This is a genomic window from Amycolatopsis sp. cg13, from assembly GCF_041346965.1.
GTDB lineage: Bacteria > Actinomycetota > Actinomycetes > Mycobacteriales > Pseudonocardiaceae > Amycolatopsis.
In genome coordinates this window covers 9,349,039-9,368,734 of sequence record NZ_CP166848.1, presented here as the reverse complement: position 1 = coordinate 9,368,734, position 19,696 = coordinate 9,349,039, and the positions used below count along the sequence as shown (strand labels likewise).

Here is a 19,696-nt window from a genome sequence, read left to right as displayed (position 1 = left end):
GATGCCGGTTCTAACCGGCATAGCCACTCACGAGGCCCTACTCCCACCGCACCAGCCGCCGGACCACCTTCCCCGTCGCGTTGCGCGGCAACGGATCCCGGGTCAAGAACCAAGCTGTCGGCACCTTGTACCGGGCCAACCGGTCAGCGAGATAGCCGCGCAGGCCGTCAGCGTCCACTTCGGACTCAGCGCGAAGCACGACCTTCGCCGCGACGATCTGACCGTAATCCGGATCCGGCAGACCCGCGACAATGCATTCGGCGACACCGGGATGCCCGGCGAGCTGTTCTTCCACCTCCGCCGGATAGATGTTCTCCGCCCCGCGCAGAATCAGATCACTGCGCCTGCTCAGCACGGTCAGCGCGCCGTCGCGCAGCTGGCCGAGATCACCGGTGCGGAACCAGCCGTCCTCGGTGAACGCGGCGGCCGTCGCTGCCGGGTCGTTGAAATAGCCGAGCATCACCTGCGGGCCGCGGAGGTGGATTTCGCCATCGGTGCCGTCCGGAACCGGGCGGCCTTCGGTGTCGCGGATCTGCACTTCCATGTTCGGCACGGGACGGCCCGCCGTGTCCGGGTCGGCGAGAAGTTCGGCGGGAGTCGCGAGGGTGGCCGCGGTGGACGATTCGGTGAGGCCGTAGTTGGTGCTCAGCGAAGAGGCCGCGCCGGGCAGCGCGTCCCGTAGCTGGTCTTTCAGCTCGGCGGTCGACGGCGCGCTGCTGACCGAGACTGTCCTGAGCGTGCTGAGGTCGTAGCTGGACAGATCGGCTTCGACCAGGCGAGAGAGCATCGTCGGGACCGCGCCCCAGTTGGTGATCCGTTCGGTTTGCACGAGGTCCAGCACCCGGTGAATGTCGAATTTCCCTTGGTACAGCACGGCAGTGTCGCCCACGGCGAGCCGTACGACGGCGAGGTTGTGCAGGGCGGCGATGTGGAACAGCGGCGTGGCCAGCAGAAACCGGCGGTCCCGCGCCGGGCGGCCGAATTCCGCCGCGAGCGCGTCGTTGAACAGGTGGAACCAGACCGCGGCGAGCACGTTGCGGTGCGAATGCGTCGCGCCCTTCGGATGCCCGGAAGTGCCGCTGGTGAAGAGGATGACGGCCGGGTCGTCCTCGTCGACCGGCTCGGGTTTCAGCGCGGCGCCTTCGTGGCGGCCGAGGAGTTCCCGGTACTGCGGGCTGCCGAGCTCCAGCACCGGATATCCGTCCGCGACCAGCGGCTTCCGGGCCGCGTCGGTCAGCACGACCTTCGGCGTGGTCAGGTCGAGGCCGTGCGCGACCTCCGGCGCGGCCCACATCGAGTTCATCCCGACCGCGATCGCACCGAGCGAAACCGCCGCCCAGAATCCCACTATCCACTCCGGACAGTTCGCCGCGCACAACGCGACCCGGTCCCCGCGTCCGACGCCGTATTCGGTCCGCAACACTGCGGCGAGCGCGGCAACCTGTTCGTAGTGCTGGGAAAAGGTGAGCCGACTGTCCACAGTGACCAGATACTCGCGATCGCCGAACTCGCGCGAAGCCTCCAGCAATTCGGTCAGGCTCCGATGCCGCCGCGCGAACACCCGCGCCGGACGGCCCGCGACCGGTTCCGGCCGGATCTCGAACTCCGCGCCCGGCGCGGTCAGCCGCGCGATGATGTCGTCCCGATCAGTCATCGGTCGCCTCCCGTAGTGATCATCGGATCGTCAACTGCCCGCCGTCGACGTTCCAGCACTGCCCGGTCACCCAGCCCGCCTCGGCACTGGCCAGGAACACCGCGGCCGCCGCGATGTCGGCCGGCTCGCCTGCCCGGCGCAACGGCACCTGCGCGCGAACGTACTCGGCCCACGAATCCGGGTCCACGTCGTCCAGCCTGCTCGTGCCGACGACGCCGGGGCACAGCGCGTTCACCCGGATCCCGTGCTGGCCCAGCTCTTTGGCGGTCGAAGAAGTCAGCGACTGCAACGCGGCCTTCGACGCGGAATAGGCCGCCGATCCGGCCCCGGACAGCTTCCCGCCGATCGACGAGATGTTCACGAACACCCCTCCGTCGCCCTGCTCGACCAGCTGCCGGCCGAACGCCCGGGTCATCAGGAACGGCCCGCGCAGATTGACCTCGAGGACCCGGTCCCAGGTCTCAACGTCGAGGTCCAGCACCGGCACGCGATCCGGTCCGCGCGCGGCCGCGGCGTTGTTGACGACGATGTCCACGCGGCCGAACGCGTCGAGGACGGTGGCCAGCAGACGGTCGACCTGCGCCGGGTCGGCGACGTCGCTCACCACCGGCAACGCCTGGCCGCCGAGCTGACGGATCTCGTCGGCCACGGACTGGATGTCCTGCCAGCCCGCCGCCTGCTCTTCGGGCGGGAATCGGTCGGGCGCGCGGCCGCTGCCAGTCACCACGACCGCGCACCCGGCCCGCGCCAGCTCGACCGCGATCGACCGCCCGATCGACCGCATCCGGCCCGCCCCGGTCACCACCGCGACCTTGCCGTCGAAACCGCTCAGCGGATACATCTCAGAGCCGCTCCACAATCGCTGCCGTCGCCTGTGCTCCGCCAGCGCAGATCGCCACCAGGCCAAGCGTTTGGTCCCGGCGTTCCAGCTCGTCCACGATCTCCGCCAGCAGCCGGATCCCGGTCGCGCCGACCGGATGACCGATCGCGATGGCGCCGCCGTTGACGTTCAGCCGGTCCTCGTCGACGCCGAGCGTCCGGGCGAACGACAGCGGAACCGACGCGAACGCTTCGTTGACCTCGAACAGATCGATGTCCGCCGCGGTCATTCCGGCGCGGCCCAGGACGCGTTCGGCGGCGCGGATCGGTCCGTCCAGCAGGTACTTCGGCTCGGCGCCGACGATGGTCTGCGCGACCAGCCTCGCGCGCGGGCGCAGCCCGAAGGTCTGGTCCGCGTCGACCAGCAGTGCGGCAGAAGCGCCGTCTGAGATCTGAGACGCCGTGCCTGCGGTGTGCAGGCCTTCTTCCTTGATCGGGGCCAGGGCGGCGAGGGCTTCGGTACTGGTGTCGCGCAGGCCTTGGTCGCGGTCGAACTGGCCGTTCTCGAGCGGAACGGGCAGGATCGACCGGCCGAATCGGTCCTCGTCCCAGGCGCGGCGGGCGCGTTGCTGGGAGCGGAGGCCGAACGCGTCCAGGTCCGCGCGGGTGAGCCCGCGCCGGGCGGCGATCCGGTCGGCGGCCTCGTACTGCGCGGGGAGGTCGACCTTCCAGGACTCCGGCCGCGGACGGCCCGCGTCGCCGAGGTTGCTCAGCAGCGGCACCCGGCTCATCGACTCGACCCCGCACGCCATGCCGACGTCCACCAGCCCGGCCGCGATCTGCGCGGCGATGAGGTGCACGGCCTGCTGCGCGGAGCCGCATTGCGCGTCGATGGTGGTGGTCGCGGTCTCGTCCGGGAGCCCGGCGTGCAGCCAGGCGAAGCGGCCGACGTTGTTCGACTGCTCCCCGGCCTGCGTGACGCATCCGGCGACGACATCGGTGACCAGCGCGGGGTCGATGCCAGTGCGTTCGAGGATTCCGCGCTGCACGTGGCCGAGGAGTTCGACCGCGTGGATCCCGGACAGTGCGCCGCGGCGCTTTCCGAACGGGGTCCGGATCGCGTCCACGATGACCGGAGTGCCCATCACGCACCTCCTGAAGTCGTGCGGGCCCAGGCGTCGGTGAGGACTGCCGCGTCGTCGCGTTCGGGGCAGGTCACGCGTAGAGCCAGCTCATTTTCCTTGTGCCACACCGAAATCCTCAGCGTCTCACCGGAAATTACCGGTCCTGCGAAGCGTGCTCCGAGTTCACGGAGCCTCGACGGGTGGCCGTCGAGGAAGTGGTCGACGACGGCTTTGGCGACCAGGCCGTAGGACGCTAGGCCGTGCAGGATCGGCGCTTTGAAGCCTGCTGCCGCGGCGAACTCCGGGTCTGCGTGAAGCGGGTTGAGGTCGCCGTTCAACCGGTAGAGCAGGGCCTGGTCGGCGGTAGTGGCGACGTCCACCACGTGTGCCGGATCGCCTTCCGGCTTCTTCGGCCCAGGAGCGGTGCCTTGGTCGCCGCCGAAACCGCCCTCGCCGCGAGCCCAGATGGACATTTTCGAGGTCCACAGTGGACCATCGGCGTCCGCGACCTCGTGGGCCAGCACGATGACCGCGGCCCGGCCCTTGTCCTGGATTTCCGCGATCCGCGTGGTTCGTTCCGCCGAGCCGGACGTCGGCAACCGGTCGCGGTGGAGCGTGACGACCTGTCCGGCGTGCAGCAACCTCTTGAGATCGACGTCCACGCCAGGCAACGCCAAGCCCTCCGCGGGACTGTCTCCGGCGGAAATGCCTTGTCCGGCAACAAGAGCGAAAGTCGGGAGGACTTCCAGGTCGCGTTCGTAGCCGTACCGGAGCGTGGTGCCGGAGCCAAGGGAAAGGTGGTACAGCAGCACGTCCCTGGTGGTCCAGGTGAGCTGCTGGGTGCGCGGCGGGGCGTTGAGCGCCTTGTCGAGATCGATGGGCACGTGAGTCTCCTAGGCCGGGGCGCCGATCGGGGGTGCGGACGGGAGCCGGTCCCCGAGTTCGGCGGCGAGCGCGTCGGCGGTGCCGAGGGTGAAGGCGACCTGGCGGCCCCAGAGGAAGTAGCGGTGGATCGGATAGTCGACGTCCGCGCCGATGCCGCCGTGCAGGTGCTGGGTCGCGTGCACTACCCGCAGTCCCCCGCGCGACGCCCACCACTTAGCGACCAGCGCGGCGATTTCAGCTTCGTCCTCGCGGCTTTCGTCCAGCAGCCAGGCAGCGCGTTGAGTGCAGAGGCGGATCGCCTCGGTGTCGAGATAGGCATCAGCTGCCCGCACGGCGACAGCTTGATTTGTCGACAGTGGACGTCCGAATTGGACTCGCTCCGAGGTGTACTTCGCGGTGGTCGCCAACGCCTGGGCGCACACACCGACGCTGACCGCCGCCAGCGCGACCCGGAGTCGGCGAAGTGTCCACGGCAGAGCGTCTTCGCCGGAGACCAGGATGTCCTGTGCAGTAGCCCTTGCTTTGCTGAAGACGATTGACGCGTGACTTTCCCGGCTGGTGACTTCGACCGGGGTAACACTGAGGTTTACCGTCGAGACGAGTACTAAGTGGACTTGATCCTCTTCCTTGACCGGCACCAAGACCAGGTCGGCCTGCGCACCGGCGGGAACCGAAGCGACTTCGCCGGTGAGTTCGAGTTCCTCGCCGCGCCGGGTCGCGGTCACCGAGACTGTGTCGTCGAACGCGCCGACCAGCAGCGTCGAACCGTCCAGCACGCGCGGCAGGATCCGGTTCCGCTGGTCCTCGGAGCCGAACTGGGCGACCGGCAGCACACCGCCCGCGATCACGTTCCACAAAGGAACTGGTGCGACGTGCCTGCCCACTTCTTCGAGCAGCACCGCCAAACCGGACATCCCCAGCCCGGCTCCACCGTCCCTTTCGGACAGGCAGATCCCGAGGAGGTCCGCCTCGGCGAGCACTCGCCAGAGGTCGGCGTCGAAGCCGCCCTGCTTCTCGACGGCCACCACCCGGTCGATGCTCGCGCGGTCGGCGAAGATCTTGGCGGCCAGCTCGCGGACCGCGCCCAGGTCGTCGTTGAGGTCGAAATCCATGTCAGCTCCTGGCCTTTTCCGGACGACGGCGTGCGGACAGCGTCATGCCGAGGGTTTTCGCGGCGACGATCTCGCGCAGCACCTCGTTGGTACCGCCGCCGAACGTGTTGTTCTGCGCGCGCCGGGCGAGCGTCTCGACGCGCCCGTTGACCGCCGCCCCAGGCGAATCGGGCCGCAGCAGACCGCGAGCGCCGAGCACCTCCTGGAGCCTGCTGTACGCGGTCACCACCGCTTCGGTGCCGAACACCTTGGCGGCAGCGGAATCCCCGCCGCCGAGGGTGCCCGCGGCGACGTCCGCTACTAGGCGCAGGTTGATCAGGTCAGTGGCGCTGAGGAGCGCGTACACCTCGGCCAGCGTGTGCCGGACCCACGGCAGGTCGTACACCGTTCCCGGACCGAACGGCTCCTCCTGCGCCCACTTGAGTACCGCGTCGTACATCTGGTTCGCGATGCCGCCGCGCGCGGCGAGGGCGACGCGCTCGTGGTTGAGCTGGCTGGTGATGAGCCGCCAGCCGTTGTTGAGTTCGCCGACCACATTGGACAGTGGAATCCGGACGTCTTCATAGTACGTCGCCGAGGTGCTGATCCCGCCCACCGTATGGATTTCGGTTGCGGAGAAGCCCGGGGTGCCGGTCGGTACGAGCACGACGGAGATGCCGCGATGCGGGGGCGCTTCCGGATCGGTCCGGACTGCCAGCCAGATCCAGTCGGCGAAGATGCCGGCGCTGGTGAAGATCTTGCTGCCGTTGATGACGAGCTCGTCGCCGTCGATTTTCGCCCGCGTCTGCAGCGACGCCAGGTCGGTGCCCGCGCCGGGCTCGGTGTAGCCGATGGCGAACATCAGCTCGCCGCGCAGAATCGGCGGCAGGAAGTAGTTCTTCTGTTCCTCGGTGCCGTGATGCATCAACGCCGGCGCGACCGTGTTCAACGTAACCAGCGACAACGGCGCACCGGCGCGCAAAACCTCGTCGTAGAACACGAAAAGCGCTTCCGGGTCCTCGCCGCGGCCGCCGTATTCCTCCGGCCAGCCGAGGCCGAGCCAGCCGTCCGCGCCCATCCGGCGCAGGATCCGGTCGAACACCGGGCCGCCCTCGGTCTGCTCGACCAGCGCGCGGCGGTCGTCCTCGTCGATGATGCGGGCGAAGTACTCGCGCAACTGCGCGCGGAGCCTTCGCGAGCGCTCCGACAGCTCCGGATGCATGCGGTTTCTCCTAGTAGTCGGGTCAGCGGGGCAAGCCGAGGACGCGTTGGGCAATGACAGTGTTTTTCCGCCCCCGGCAGGTCCAGCACGGCTGCGAGTCACCGGGGCAGCCCCAAGACTCGCTGAGCAATGACATTCAGCTGAATTTCGACCGTGCCGCCGCCGAACAACACAGCGGGCAAGCCGAGATGGTCGATGACGTGCCCGTCCTCCGCGCTCGCTGAACCGGGGCCGAGCAGGGCGATCACCTCGCGCGAACCCTCCTGCTGGGCGAGCGCGCTGAACACCTTCTGCACGCTGACCTCGGCCCCGAGATCCATCCCCGCGAGCCGCGCCAGCACGCTGCGGAGGCCGAGCGTGGCGAGCGTCAATTCCCGCGAGACGCAGCGGCCCAGCGCCGACAGTGCGTCGGGATCATCCGGATTGTCGCGGAGCAACTGGCGGATCCGGTCCGACGAACCGTGCGCGAGCGTCGCGCCCATGTTATGCCGTTCGTTGGCCAGCGTGGTCGTCGCGAGCCGCCAGCCGCTGTTCGGTTCGCCGACGAGATCGCGGTCCGAGACGAACACGTCGTCCAGGAAGACCTCGTTGAACTCCGCGCGTCCGGTGGCCTGCCTGATCGGCCGGACGGTGACGCCTTCCGCAGCCAGGTCGACGAGGAAGTACGAGATGCCCCGGTGCCGTGGTGCGTCCGGGTCAGTCCGGGCGAGGCAAACGCCCCAGTGCGCTTCGTGGGCCAGCGACGTCCAGACCTTCTGACCGGAGATCCGCCAGCCACCGTCCACTTTGGTCGCGCGGGTGCTGAGCGAGGCGAGGTCGGAACCCGCGCCCGGCTCGCTGAACAGCTGGCACCAGCGGATCTCACCGCGCAGAGTCGGCAGGACGAACCGGTCGCGCTGTTCCGGAGAGCCGTGCACGAGCAGGGTCGGCAGCACCCATTCGCCGATCACCGTGGTGGGCTGGTGAATTCCGCGACGGTCGAACTCCTCGGCGATGACGGCTTGTTCGAGCGGTCCGGCGTCCAGTCCGTACGGTTTCGGGTAGTGCGGTGCGGCGAGACCTGCGTCGGCGAGCAACCGGACGGACGGCTCGGCTTGGTCGAGGACGGACGCGACCTGGCTGCGCAGTTCGGGGCAGTCTTGTGGGGTGGCGAGGGTCAGGTCGCGAGTCGTGGTCTGGGCGCGCTCGCCGAGGGTGCGGGCGGCTGAGCGGCCGAGGGAGCCGGACAGCGCGACGGCACGTCGCCAGTACAGGTGCGCGTCGTGTTCCCAAGTGAAGCCGATCGCGCCGAGGAGACGGACGCAGCTGACAGACGCATCCACTGCGGCAGGGAGCGCGGCGTGCCTGGCTTGCGCGGCCGCAAGTGCTTGCTGCGCGAGGGAATGCTGCTCGGCGCGAGCCGCGTCCCAGGCGGCGGCCGTCGCGATCTCCCGTTGCAGAAGGATGCCCGCGGCTTGATGTTGGACCGCTTGGAACGAGCCGATCGGACGGCCGAACTGGACGCGGGTGCGGACGTGGTCGACGGCGCAGTCCAGGGCCCAGCTGCACAGTCCTGCTGCCTCCGCCGCCGCTGGGACCGCGAGGGCCAGCTCGGCGCGTTCCGGCTGGATCTCAATGAGGTTGTTGTGAGATACCAGGAAGTTCTCCAGCTTGAGCCGGGCTGCGGATCTGGTCAGATCAACGGCTTCGACGGGGATCAGCTGGCCGGGCTCCGGCCGGAACACGAACCAGATCCGTTCAGCGCGGACCACGGCGATCTCCGCGTCCGCGAGCCCGAGCGCCGGGCTGCTGGTGCCGTTGATCCGCCAGCCGTCGGCGGTGCTCGCAGCGCTGAGGCCGTCGAGCACAACAGCGCCGGTCGCGCCTCCGGCGAACGCGGCGAGCTCTTCCGTCGGCTCGGCCGCGGCGAGAACAGCGCTGGCGGTGACGGTCGGCAGGAACGGGCCAGGCACCAGGTGACGGCCGAATTGCTCGGTCACCACGGCGAGTTCGAGCAGGCCAGCGCCTTGGCCGCCGACGGATTCCGGCAGGTGCGGGGAGTGCCAGCCTTGTTCGGTCACTACCTTCCAGAGGCCCGGCCGCCCGGGTTCGGCGCGGGTCTCGGCGATCGGCGCGTGCCGGGCGGCCCACCCGGCGGCGGAGGCGGCCAGGTCGCGGTGTTCCTCGGACAGGGCAATCGGCATGGTTCAGATCCGTTCGACGAGCACGCAGCTGGTGGCGGCCGCGGCGCAGATCGCGATCATCGCGAGGCTGGCGTCGCGGCGTTCGAGTTCCTCGACAGCCGTCGCGAGGAGGCGGATTCCGGTCGCGCCCGCCGGGTGGCCGAGCGCGATCGCGCCGCCGAGGACGTTGAGCTTGTCCTCCGGGACGCCGTGCGCTTGCGCAAAAGACAGCGGGACGGCGGCGAAGGCCTCGTTGACCTCGAAAAGATCGATGTCGCCGATCGTCAGGCCGGTGCGGTCGAGAAGCTTTCGCGCCGCCGCGACCGGCCCGTCGAGGAGAAACTCGAGGTCGCCGCCGATGACGCACTGTGCGAGCAATCGCGCTCGCGGGCGGAGTCCCAGTTCGTCGGCGCGGCTTCGGGACAGGAACAGCGCGGCACTCGCGCCGTCGGAGACCTGGGACGAGGTGCCCGCGGTGTGCAGGCCGTCCGGGACGGTGGTGCGAAGCCCGGCGAGCGCTTCCGTCGAGGTTTCGCGGAGCCCCTGGTCGCGGGTGATCGGTTGACCGTCCGGCAGTTCCAGCGGGAGGACTTGGCGGTCGAAAAGCCCGGCGTCCCAAGCCTTTCGCGCGTTGTGCTGGGACCGGAGTCCGAACGCGTCGAGGTCCGTCCGAGTCAGTCCGCGCTTCCGGGCGATGCGATCCGCCGCGGTGTACTGGTCGGGGGTGTTGAGATGCCAGTCGGCGGGCCTCGGCGTACCAGCGCCGGTCCCCTGCTTCGGGGTGAGCGGCACGCGCGACATCAGCTCGACGCCGCACGCGACTCCCGCGTCGACGGTCCCGTTCGCGATCTGCCCGGCGAGCAGGAAGGACGCCTGCATCGACGTACTGCACTGGGCGTCGATAGTGGTGGCTCCGGTCGCGGTCGGGAGGCCGCCGTAGAGCCAGGCGGTGCGGACGACGTGGCCGTACTGCTCGCCCAGCGGCGTGACGCAGCCGCCGATCACCTGGTCGACCGCGTGCGGGTCGAGACCGGTGCGGCCGAGGACGCCCTGCTGGACGCGGCTGAGCAACTGGACGGCGTGCAGGGCGGAAACCCAGCCGTCGCGTTTGCCGAACGGCGTGCGGACCGCGTCGACGAGGACTGGCGTCGTGTCTTTCAAGCCCGGATCTCCTTCTCGCGGGGAAGGCCGGACCGGCCCCTTGGTCGTCGAGGTAATCGAGCAAGCGTTTGGTTGGAGGTTAGCTTCGGCCCGGTGGGCGGGACAAGCGCGCGTACTGGTGAGCGGGAGTGGCCAGCCCACGCGCGACGTCGGAGAGTCGCCCGCCCAGCCCGCGCACGACGTCGAAGAGTCGCCCGGTCAGCCTGCGGCACTTCTCCCCCGCCGCGAGCCGCCGATGCCACTCACCGGGAGCAGCCGCCCGTCATCGGCCCGCGATCGGCACCATGACGGCATCCCTTCCCGGCATTGGAGGCCCCGTGTCCCACCCCAGCACCGCCCTGTCCGGCCGCACCGCCATCGTCACCGGGGCCGGCGCCGGACTCGGCCGGGCCGAAGCGCTCGCGCTCGCCGCGGAGGGGGCGAACGTCGTCGTCAACGATGTGAGCGACGCCGGGGACAAGGTCGTCGCCGAAATCGAAGCGAGCGGCGGCCGGGCGCTGGCCGTTCCGGGCGACATCGGCGACTGGCAGTACGCCGAAGACCTCGTCACCGCCGCGACTGAGCACTTCGGGTCACTCGACATCGTCGTCAACAACGCCGGCATCACCCGCGACGCGATGCTCTTCAACCTCGACGAGAAGGCCTGGGACGACGTCATCCGCGTCCACCTCAAGGGCCACGCGGCACTGTCCCGCGCGGCGGCGCGGCACTGGCGGCAGATCAGCAAAAGCACTGGTGAGCCCACCTATGGACGCCTGATCAACACGTCGTCGGAAGCATTCCTCCTCGGCGGCGCGGGACAGCCGAACTACGCGGCGGCGAAGGCGGGGATCGCCGCGCTGACGTTGTCCTGCGCGCGAGGCTTGAGCCGCTACGGCGTCCGCGCGAACGCGATCTGCCCGCGCGCCCGGACGGCGATGACCGACGGAATCTTCGCCGCGGGACGCAGCGCGGGCGGGTTGGACATCCTCGCACCGGAACGGGTCGCGGCGTTCGTCGCCTACCTCGGCTCCCCGGCGGCGGACGCGGTGAACGGGCAGGTGTTCGTCGTGTACGGAGACATGGTCGCGCTGCTCGCCCCGCCGACGGTCGAGCATCGGTTCGTCTCCGGGCAGGGCGCGTTCGACCCGGCTGAGCTGGAGCGAACTGTCACGCCTTACTTCGCTGGGCGCGACCCGCGCAAAACGTTTGCGGCCAGCGACATCGTGGGACTCGACGACACCGAGACAACCTCGTGAGTGGCGATCCCGGTTAGAACCGTGATCGCCACTCACGACTCACCGCACCGCCGCAGCCATCTCCTCCAGCATCGGCCGCACATCCCGACGGCGATACCCCAGCAGCTCCGTCTCACGGGCGTCCGGTTCGTACGAGATCGTCGCGCCGCGACCGGGAACCAGCACCCGGTCCGGCAAAAACGGGTGCTCCTCGTCGCGTTCTTCCAGCGTCCGGCCGGAGCCGGAGACGTCGAAAACCAGCTGGAAGTAGTCCCGGAAGCTGAGGTTTTCGTCCCCGACCAGGTACGCCGCGCCGGATTCGCCGCGCAGCAAAGCACCTTCGACGGCCTCGGCCAGGCTCCGCACGGACAGGTAGTTCGTACCGCCGACCGGCGCGAAGTCCGGCACCTTCCCGACCAGTTCCCCATCGGCCCAGGCCAGCATTTTCGCGAACTGCCGCGTCGACCGGCCGGGGGCCATCCCGACGATCGACGGCGGGTTCAGCGTGCACACCGCGAAGCCGTCCCCGGCGAGGGCGCGCGCTCCTTCGTCGGCCAGGCGGCGAGCGTCGACGTACGGGTTCGTTTCCGCGAGATCCGGCCGGACCTGGTGGTAATAGCTGCCGATCTGGACGAACCGGCCGACGCCCGCCCGTTTCGCCCGCGACGCGATCGCGGTGACACCGTCGATTTGGTACGTCCGCCAGAATTCCTCGTCGCCCCAGCCCGATACATGCCGGATGTCTTGTCCGGCGGCGAAAACGATCGCCTCGAACGGGGCCAGTGCGGCCTCGTCGAAACCGTCGTGGGCGTAGTCGCCCAGCAGCACCGGCAGGCCCGCGACCAGGGAATCGGCGTCGGGTTCGTGTCGTCCGGCGACCGTCACGGAATGACCGGCACCGCTCAAATACGCGGCGGTGTTCGAGCCGATCATGCCGGTGCCGCCGATGACCAAGACCTTCATGCGCAATTCCTCTATCCGAAGTGGACTCGTCCGCCGTCGACGACCGGGCCGCGTTCCGATGTGATCCGCAGGCCGCCGTCGGACCAGCCTTCGACGTGCAGTTGCTCGCCCGGGAACACCGGCGCGGCGAAGCGGCCTTCCAGGGACGTCAGGTCCGCTGGGTGTGCGCCGACCTGGCGGGCCGCGACCAAAGCGCCCGCGCCGAGGGTCGCCAAACCGTGCAGGATCGGGCGCGGCTGGCCGATTCCCGCTGCTGCCGCGGGGTCGACGTGGATGTGGTGCCGGTCCCCCAGCAGCCGGTAGAGCAAGGCCTGATTGTCCGCAGTGGACAGTGGCGCAGTCCAATCCGGACTGTCCAAAGCAGGCGGACGGCCGGGGCCGCGTTCGCCGCCGAAACCGCCGATGCCGGGACAGAACAACGACCAGGTCGCGACGAAGTAGTCCGATTCGACGGCAACGTCATAAACCGCCGCACTGCCTTTGTCCCATACCTCCGGAACGCGGGCCTGCATGGAAATCTCCCCCTCGGGCGGCAATGGCTTCAAGACTTCCAGCCGTTGCGAACCATGCACCGCGTTGCCGACCTCGAACGCTCCGGCCGAGCCGAGGACGTCCGGGGCCCATTGGGCGAGCGTCAGCGCGAAAGGCGGCAGCACCCGAAGCCGGTCCTCGAAGACCAAGTCGAGTTCGTCCGGCCGAGCGCCGATGGCGAGCGCATAGAGGATTGGGTCACGGTCGGTGTAGGCGACGGTGCGCTCGCCGAGGACCCGGCCTTTCCAGTCCGCGGGGCTGCTCACTGTGCCCCGTAAACCGGTTCGGGCGCGGGCGCTTCCTTCAGCAGTTCGCGCACGGCCGGACCGGCCTCAGCGGCGGTCCAGCGCCGATCCAGTTCGCGGGACGGGCCGTGGCTCCAGCCGTTCTCCAGGCAGATCCGGCCGCCTTCGACCTCGATCACGCGGCCGGTGACGTCCGCGGCGTCCTCGCTGGCGAGCCAAGCGACGATCGGCGACACGTTGCCCGGGTGCATCGCGTCGAACCCGTCATCCGGCGCGGCCATCTGGGCGGCGAACGGACCCTCGGTCATCCGGGTGCGCGCGGCCGGGGCCAGCGCGTTCACGGTGATGCCGTACCGGCCGAGTTCCGCGGCTCCGACCAGCGTCAACGCGGCGATCCCGGCCTTGGCGGCGCTGTAGCTGCCCTGGCCGATGCTGCCCTGCAGACCCGCGCCGGAGGTGGTGTTGATGATCCGCGCCGCCCGCGTCCGCCCGGCTTTCGCCTCCGCGCGCCAGTAGCCCGCGGCGTGGTGCATCAGCGCGAAATGCCCCTTCAGGTGGACCGCGACGACCGCGTCCCACTCCTGTTCGCTGGTGGTCACGATCATCCGGTCGCGCACGAAGCCGGCGTTGTTGACGACGATGTCCAGCCCGCCGAACGTATCGACCGCCTGCCGCACCAACGCTTCCGTCGCCGCGAAGTTCGCGACGTCGGCACCGTTGGCCACCGCTTCCCCGCCCAATGCGCGGATCGCCTCGACCACCTCGCCGGCCGGACCGTCGGACGCCCCCTCGCCCGCACCCGACGTGCCGAGGTCGTTCACCACGACGCGCGCGCCCTGGCGGGCGAGTTCCAGTGCGTGCTCGCGACCGAGTCCGCGGCCGGCCCCGGTCACGATCGCGACCCGGCCCTCCAAGATCCCGCTCACATCATCTCCGTTCGTCTTCGGCAGGCGAGGCGGTTCCCCGTAAACCAAGCAAGTGTTAGGCTACCAAGCAATCGCTAGGTTAGGAACGCACGTGACGATTTCCACGCAGCTCCACGACAACGGCACCTTCGTGGTCACCATGGACTACCCGCCGGTGAACGCCCTGCCGGTCGCCGGATGGTTCCGCCTCGCCGAAACCGTGCGGGAGGCGGGCGAGGACCCGGCGGTGCACGTCGTCCTGCTCCGCGCCGAGGGCCGCGGCTTCAACGCCGGCGTCGACATCAAGGAAATGCAGCGCACCACCGGTTTCGACGCCCTCGTCGGCGCGAACCGCGGCTGTTACCTGGCATTCAAGGCGATCTACGAATGCGCCGTGCCGGTGATCGCCGCGGTGAACGGCTTCTGCCTCGGCGGCGGCGTCGGACTGGTCGGCAACTGCGACACGATCATCGCCGCCGACGACGCGTACTTCGGCGTCCCCGAGGTAGACCGCGGTGCTCTGGGCGCAGCGACCCACCTCGCCCGCCTGGTCCCGCAGCACCTAATGCGCACGCTGTACTTCACCAGCCGCACTATCGCGGCGAAAGACCTGGTACAGCACGGTTCGGTATTGGAAACCGTGCCAGCCGCCGACCTGCACGACGCCGCACTCGCCCTGGCCGCCGAGGTGGCCGCGAAGGACCCGCGCGTCATCCGGGCCGCGAAATCCGCGCTGAACGGCATCGACCCGATCGACGTCAACCGCAGCTACCGTTTCGAACAGGGCTACACCTTCGAACTCAACCTCATCGGAGCCGCCGACGAACACCGTGACGCCTTCGTCGCCACCGGCCGCCCGACGAACGACTGACTCGAGGAGACCCGTGCCTCTCCGCACCCCGCTCACCGAGCTGACCGGCGTAACCCACCCGATCGTGCAAACCGGCATGGGCTGGGTCGCCGGCCCGCGCCTGGTGTCCGCGACCGCCAACGCCGGCGCACTGGGCATCCTCGCCTCCGCGACGATGACCTACGACGAGCTCGACCACGCCATCAAAGAAGTCAAACAGCGCACGGACAAACCCTTCGGCGTCAACCTGCGCGCCGACGCGGGCGACGCCACCGAACGCGCGGAACTGCTGATACAGCACGGCGTCAAAGTGGCATCTTTCGCCCTGGCCCCAAAAAAAGACCTGATCGCCCGGTTGAAGGACCACGGCCTGGTCGTCATGCCCACCGTCGGCGCCGCCCGCCACGCCGAGAAGGTCGCCTCGTGGGGCGCAGACCTGGTAATGATGCAAGGCGGCGAAGGCGGCGGCCACACCGGCCCGACGGCCACCACCCTGCTGCTGCCATCCGTACTGGACGCAGTTGATATCCCAGTAGTCGCCGCCGGAGGCTTCTTCGACGGCCGCGGCCTAGCCGCCGCGCTGTCCTACGGCGCTGCTGGCATCGGCATGGGCACGCGCTTCCTGCTCACCAGCGACAGCGCGGTTCCGGACGAAATCAAGCGCACGTACCTGGGCTTCGGCCTGGACGGCACCGTCGTCACCACCAAGGCCGACGGCATGCCGCACCGCCTGCTGCGCACGCCGTTCATCGAGGGCCTCACGAAGGAAGGCTTCGTCCAGCGAATGGCCCGAACCCTGCGCCGGACCAAGGATTTCAAGCGGTTGAGCGGGCAATCCTGGCCGAGCTTGGTCGCCGACGGCCTGCGCATGAAACGCGGCAGCGACCGTTCGTGGACGCAGACGATGCTTGCCGCGAACACCCCCATGCTGCTCAAGGCCGGCTTGGTGGAAGGCGACACGCGCGCCGGGATGCTGGCGGCCGGGCAGGTGGTCGGGGTGATCGAGGACCTGCCGAGCTGCGCGGAACTGGTGACTCGGATTGTGGAGAGCGCACAGGAACGACTGAAGGCCACCTCCGCGCTGCTGGACTGAGCCGAAGTACGTGAGGGGAACCCTGAGGAACTCTGATTCCCTCAGGGTTCCCCTCACGACCCGCCGCGCGCCGCGCAGGCCGCTCACCCCCGCACGGACAGCCGTTGGTCATGAGGGGCCCCTTCACGGACTTAGATTCCAATGCCAGGGACTTAAGCCGGGCGGCCTCAGCCTGCCGACCATCCATAAAGGACGCTCGGTTCGGTGAAATGCCCGATTAATGCCAGGATGATCGTTTCTTCAAGTCTGCGAGGGGCTCCTTGAGGGAATCTGATTCCCTCAAGGAGTCCTTCACAGCCCACCCCCTCGCCGCCGCGATGCGCGCCCCAATGTGGCATTCGGTGCATCCCACGCACCCAATGTGGCATTCGTTGCGAAACATGCACCCAACGCCACATTGGGGCGCTAGCCCCCGCCCCTAACGAACCGCAGCCGATGCACCCGACTAAGGCACCCACACCCCCCGCACCCCGATACGAAGCTAAAACACGGCGCGGGGGTGCTTGTCAAGGCATCTTTCCCGCCTTGACAAGCACCCCCGCGCCGTAGTCACAATCAAGCTTCGGGGTGCCCGAACCGCACAAGCCGCGCACAGCGAAACCGCAGCCTAAAGACGCTCGAGAACAGTCACATTCGCCTGCCCGCCACCCTCACACATCACCTGCAGCCCATACCGCCCGCCACTCCGCTCCAGCTCATGCAGCAACGTAGTCATCAACCGAGCCCCAGTAGCCCCAATCGGATGCCCCAACGCGATCCCGCCGCCATTGACGTTGACCTTCGAATGCGGCACCCCGATCTCCTGCATCCAAGCCAAAACCACCGGCGCGAAGGCTTCATTGCACTCGAACAAGTCAATGTCGGCCACGGACAGCCCGGTCTTCTCCAACGCCCGCTGGGTAGCCGGGATAGGCGCAGTCAACATCCACACCGGATCCGCCCCATAAACACTGATGTGATGCACCCGAGCCCGCGGCGTCAGCCCATGCTCCGCCACCGCCCGTTCGGAGGCGATCAGCAAAGCCCCCGCCCCGTCACTGATCTGCGAAGCCACCGCAGCCGTGATCGGGCTGCCCTCCTCCAACGGCTTGAGCCCAGCCATCTTCTCCAAAGTAGTATCCCGCCGCGGCCCCTCATCCACCGAAAACTCGCCCACCGGCGAAATCTCCCGCGCAAACCGACCAGCATCGATCGCGGCCGAGGCGCGGCGATGGCTCTCCAGAGCGAACTCCTCAAGAGAGGACCGGGAAAGCCCCCACTTCTCCGCGATCATCCGCGCCGACCGAAACTGCGAAACCTCCTGATGCCCATACCGAGCCACCCACCCAGCCGACTCCGCGAAGGGCGTGCTAAACCCGAACTGCTGCCCCACGACCATCGCCGAAGAAATCGGAATAGCAGACATATTCTGTACTCCCCCGGCCACGATCAAATCCGCAGTCCCAGACATCACTCCCTGAGCCGCGAAATGCACAGCCTGCTGGCTGGACCCGCACTGCCGATCGATAGTCACCCCAGGCACATGATCCGGCAACCCAGCCACCAGCCAGGCAGTCCGAGCGACATCCCCAGCCTGCGACCCAATCGTGTCGCAACACCCGAACACGACATCGTCAACAGCCCCAGGATCGATCCCAGTCCGCTGCACCAGCGCACGAATCGCATGCGCCCCAAGGTCAGCCGAATGCATCCCGGCGAGCGAACCACCACGACGGCCGACCGGCGTGCGAACCGCGTCGACCACATATGCCTCTGGCACGAAATCCTCCTGGATCAGGGATGCTGACTGCTCACCGAAACCACCTCACCGGTGAGATAAGACGAATAAGCACTGGCGAGAAACACCATCACATTGGCGACTTCCCAAGGCTCAGCAGCCCGGCCGAACGCCTCGCGCCCCTTCAACTCGGTCAACAGTTCAGCACTGGTGACCTTCTCCAGGAACGGATGCATCGCCAGACTCGGCGACACCGCGTTGACCCGAATCCCGGAAGGAGCCAGGTCCATGGCCGCAGACCGGGTCAACGCCATCACCCCAGCCTTAGCCGCCGCGTAATGCGCCTGCCCCTCCTGCGCCCGCCAGCCGATCACCGAAGCGTTGTTGACGATCACCCCGCGAGTACCGGAAGCGATCATCCGCCGGGAAGCCGCCCGAATGCACCGGAAAGTCCCGGTCAAAGTCACGTCGAGCACCAACGACCACTGCTCGTCAGTCATCTCGGTGATCGAAGCCGTGCCCCCGAGCCCGGCATTGTTGACCATCACCTCAACCCCGCCGAACGGCTCAGCAGCATCGAGCAGAGCAGCGACCTGCTCCTCCTTGGTCACATCGCACACCACCGAAACAACCCGCTCAGCACCGAACTCCGCCCCCAACTTCGAAGCCGCCTCGCCAAGCCGCCGCTCATGCGTGTCCCCGATGACGACCGCCCGAGCACCTTCCTCCAGGCACCGCCGGGCAACAGCAGCACCGATGCCCGCACCAGCGGCCGCAGTCACCACGACCACGCGCTCGGCAAGCAACCCGTGCCCCGGCACGTAATCCGGCGCGGGCTGTTCCGGTTTGACACTCACGGTCGCGGCTCCTTAGGCAGGCCAAGCACCCGCTCGGCAATAATGTTTCGCTGAATTTCGTCCGAACCGCCGTAAATCGTGTCGGCCCGGCTGAACAAGAAAAGCGTCTGTTGCGCGTCAAGATCATAAGAGCCAGTCGCGGTCAACGCGGATCCCCCGCGGACGTCCATCGCCAGCTCCCCGAGCTCCCGATGCCACCGAGCCCACAACAGCTTCGACACCGAAGCCTCCGGCCCTTGCGACCCGGCCTCGTACGCGCTCAACGTCCGCAACGCATGCACCCGCAACACCTCGAGGCCCACCGAAGCCTGCGCCAACCGATCCCGCACCACCGGATCGTCATAACGCCCGTTCGCGCGCGCGGTGGCGACGACACCAGCCAGCTCCCGAGCGAATCCGACCTGCTGCCCGATAGTCGACACCCCACGCTCGAACCCGAGCGTCGCCATCGCGATCCGCCACCCGTCCCCGGGCGCGCCCACCACAAGGGACTCCGAGGTCCGCGCCCCGTCAAAGAAGACCTCGTTGAACTCACTGGTCCCGGTCAGCTGCCGAATCGGCCGCACCTCGACCCCGGGCTGATCCATCGGCACCAGCAGATACGACAACCCGGCATGCCGCCGCGAACCGGCCTCAGTCCGCACCACCGCGAAGCACCACTGTGCGTGCTGAGCGAGCGACGTCCAGATCTTCTGCCCGTCGATCACCCACTCGCCGCCGTCCAGCCGCGCTCGCGTGCGCACCCCAGCTAGATCAGACCCCGCGCCAGGCTCGGAATAGCCCTGGCACCACAGCTCAGTGACCCCGACGATCCCCGGCAGGAACCGCCGCCGCTGCTCGTCGGTGCCGTGTGCGATCAACGTCGGCCCGAGCAGCTCCTCGCCGAGGTGGTTGACCCGGGCAGGCGCATCCGACCGCGCGTACTCCTCATGGAAGATCACCTGCTGCAACAGACTCAGCCCGCGCCCGCCGTACTCCACCGGCCAGCCGAGGCAGGTCCAGCCGTGCGCCGCCAGGTGCTGGTTCCACGCCTGACGCTCCTCCGGCGCTTCGTGCTCGCGCCCGGATCCGCCGAGGCCCTTCAACGCGGCGAAGTCGCCGGTGAGGTGGTCGCCGAGCCACTCGCGCACTTCGGCGCGGAACTGCTCGTCCTCGGGGGTGTAGCGAAGATCCACCCGTCCTCCTGGTCCGCCGGTGCCG

Annotated in this window: 17 protein-coding genes; 3 read left to right on the top strand and 14 right to left on the bottom strand. The window is 68.6% G+C overall.

Features of this window, described 5'->3' with window-relative positions; translation table 11 throughout:
• Positions 1–37: 37 nt before the first annotated feature.
• From AB5I40_RS43835 to AB5I40_RS43800, 8 genes are all read right to left on the bottom strand, one after another.
• Positions 38–1,654: a class I adenylate-forming enzyme family protein gene (locus tag AB5I40_RS43835; protein ID WP_370936078.1), complete on the bottom strand. Its 1,617-nt coding sequence runs from the start codon at positions 1,652–1,654 to the stop codon at positions 38–40.
• A gap of 19 nt (positions 1,655–1,673) precedes the next feature.
• On the bottom strand, positions 1,674–2,495 hold the full coding sequence (locus AB5I40_RS43830) for an SDR family NAD(P)-dependent oxidoreductase (RefSeq protein ID WP_370936077.1): 822 nt from the start codon (positions 2,493–2,495) through the stop codon (positions 1,674–1,676).
• Position 2,496: 1 nt separating this feature from the next.
• Complete coding sequence (locus AB5I40_RS43825; protein WP_370936076.1) at positions 2,497–3,618, bottom strand: steroid 3-ketoacyl-CoA thiolase; 1,122 nt, start codon at positions 3,616–3,618, stop codon at positions 2,497–2,499.
• Positions 3,618–4,481, bottom strand: a complete 864-nt coding sequence (locus AB5I40_RS43820) for a MaoC/PaaZ C-terminal domain-containing protein (protein WP_370936075.1) — start codon at positions 4,479–4,481, stop codon at positions 3,618–3,620. The genes AB5I40_RS43825 and AB5I40_RS43820 overlap by 1 nt, the downstream gene beginning before the upstream one ends.
• A 9-nt stretch (positions 4,482–4,490) precedes the next feature.
• Positions 4,491–5,594 (bottom strand): acyl-CoA dehydrogenase family protein, encoded by a 1,104-nt coding sequence (locus tag AB5I40_RS43815; protein ID WP_370936074.1) that lies wholly within the window; start codon positions 5,592–5,594, stop codon positions 4,491–4,493.
• A 1-nt stretch (position 5,595) separates the two neighbouring features.
• On the bottom strand, positions 5,596–6,795 hold the full coding sequence (locus tag AB5I40_RS43810) for an acyl-CoA dehydrogenase family protein (RefSeq protein WP_370936073.1): 1,200 nt from the start codon (positions 6,793–6,795) through the stop codon (positions 5,596–5,598).
• A gap of 98 nt (positions 6,796–6,893) precedes the next feature.
• Entirely contained in the window at positions 6,894–8,978 is a 2,085-nt protein-coding gene (locus AB5I40_RS43805) for an acyl-CoA dehydrogenase family protein (protein WP_370936072.1), read from the bottom strand.
• Positions 8,979–8,981: 3 nt separating this feature from the next.
• The gene (locus AB5I40_RS43800; protein WP_370936071.1) at positions 8,982–10,118 is read right to left on the bottom strand and encodes a steroid 3-ketoacyl-CoA thiolase; all 1,137 of its coding nucleotides are present in this window, start codon (positions 10,116–10,118) and stop codon (positions 8,982–8,984) included.
• A 317-nt stretch (positions 10,119–10,435) separates the two neighbouring features.
• On the opposite strand from AB5I40_RS43800, the gene AB5I40_RS43795 reads away from it, so the two are divergent.
• Positions 10,436–11,356, top strand: a complete 921-nt coding sequence (locus AB5I40_RS43795) for a 3-oxoacyl-ACP reductase (RefSeq protein ID WP_370936070.1) — start codon at positions 10,436–10,438, stop codon at positions 11,354–11,356.
• Positions 11,357–11,395: 39 nt separating this feature from the next.
• On the opposite strand, the gene AB5I40_RS43790 is transcribed toward AB5I40_RS43795, so the two are convergent.
• From AB5I40_RS43790 to AB5I40_RS43780, 3 genes are read right to left on the bottom strand one after another with little or no spacing between them, the layout of a single operon-like run.
• Positions 11,396–12,298: an NAD-dependent epimerase/dehydratase family protein gene (locus tag AB5I40_RS43790; protein ID WP_370936069.1), complete on the bottom strand. Its 903-nt coding sequence runs from the start codon at positions 12,296–12,298 to the stop codon at positions 11,396–11,398.
• A gap of 11 nt (positions 12,299–12,309) precedes the next feature.
• Positions 12,310–13,095, bottom strand: coding sequence for a MaoC/PaaZ C-terminal domain-containing protein (locus tag AB5I40_RS43785; RefSeq protein WP_370936068.1), 786 nt, complete (start codon positions 13,093–13,095; stop codon positions 12,310–12,312).
• Positions 13,092–14,000, bottom strand: a complete 909-nt coding sequence (locus AB5I40_RS43780) for an SDR family oxidoreductase (RefSeq protein ID WP_370936067.1) — start codon at positions 13,998–14,000, stop codon at positions 13,092–13,094. The genes AB5I40_RS43785 and AB5I40_RS43780 overlap by 4 nt, the downstream gene beginning before the upstream one ends.
• Positions 14,001–14,091: 91 nt before the next feature.
• On the opposite strand from AB5I40_RS43780, the gene AB5I40_RS43775 reads away from it, so the two are divergent.
• Entirely contained in the window at positions 14,092–14,850 is a 759-nt protein-coding gene (locus tag AB5I40_RS43775; protein ID WP_370936066.1) for an enoyl-CoA hydratase family protein, read from the top strand.
• Positions 14,851–14,863: 13 nt separating this feature from the next.
• Positions 14,864–15,922 carry an NAD(P)H-dependent flavin oxidoreductase gene (locus tag AB5I40_RS43770; protein WP_370936065.1) on the top strand — a complete coding sequence of 353 codons (1,059 nt, stop codon included), beginning with the start codon at positions 14,864–14,866 and terminating at the stop codon, positions 15,920–15,922.
• Between the two features lie 607 nt (positions 15,923–16,529).
• Here AB5I40_RS43770 and AB5I40_RS43765 read toward each other — a convergent pair.
• Genes AB5I40_RS43765 through AB5I40_RS43755 form a run of 3 tightly spaced genes read right to left on the bottom strand, consistent with a single transcriptional unit; the run spans position 16,530 to position 19,671 of the window.
• Positions 16,530–17,681 (bottom strand): acetyl-CoA C-acetyltransferase, encoded by a 1,152-nt coding sequence (locus tag AB5I40_RS43765; RefSeq protein WP_370936064.1) that lies wholly within the window; start codon positions 17,679–17,681, stop codon positions 16,530–16,532.
• 14 nt (positions 17,682–17,695) lie between these two features.
• The gene (locus tag AB5I40_RS43760) at positions 17,696–18,496 is read right to left on the bottom strand and encodes an SDR family oxidoreductase (protein WP_370936063.1); all 801 of its coding nucleotides are present in this window, start codon (positions 18,494–18,496) and stop codon (positions 17,696–17,698) included.
• Positions 18,493–19,671, bottom strand: a complete 1,179-nt coding sequence (locus AB5I40_RS43755) for an acyl-CoA dehydrogenase family protein (protein ID WP_370936062.1) — start codon at positions 19,669–19,671, stop codon at positions 18,493–18,495. Before AB5I40_RS43755 ends, AB5I40_RS43760 begins: the two co-directional genes overlap by 4 nt.
• Between the last annotated feature and the right edge of the window lie 25 nt (positions 19,672–19,696).

What these genes read in the sequence shown, in the direction of transcription:
- AB5I40_RS43835 (WP_370936078.1), bottom strand. Translation starts at nt 1,654, where the DNA reads ATGACTGATCGGGACGACATCATCGCGCGGCTGACCGCGCCGGGCGCG.
- AB5I40_RS43830 (WP_370936077.1), bottom strand. Translation starts at nt 2,495, where the DNA reads ATGTATCCGCTGAGCGGTTTCGACGGCAAGGTCGCGGTGGTGACCGGG.
- AB5I40_RS43825 (WP_370936076.1), bottom strand. Translation starts at nt 3,618, where the DNA reads ATGGGCACTCCGGTCATCGTGGACGCGATCCGGACCCCGTTCGGAAAG.
- AB5I40_RS43815 (WP_370936074.1), bottom strand. Translation starts at nt 5,594, where the DNA reads ATGGATTTCGACCTCAACGACGACCTGGGCGCGGTCCGCGAGCTGGCC.
- AB5I40_RS43810 (WP_370936073.1), bottom strand. Translation starts at nt 6,795, where the DNA reads ATGCATCCGGAGCTGTCGGAGCGCTCGCGAAGGCTCCGCGCGCAGTTG.
- AB5I40_RS43805 (WP_370936072.1), bottom strand. Translation starts at nt 8,978, where the DNA reads ATGCCGATTGCCCTGTCCGAGGAACACCGCGACCTGGCCGCCTCCGCC.
- AB5I40_RS43790 (WP_370936069.1), bottom strand. Translation starts at nt 12,298, where the DNA reads ATGAAGGTCTTGGTCATCGGCGGCACCGGCATGATCGGCTCGAACACC.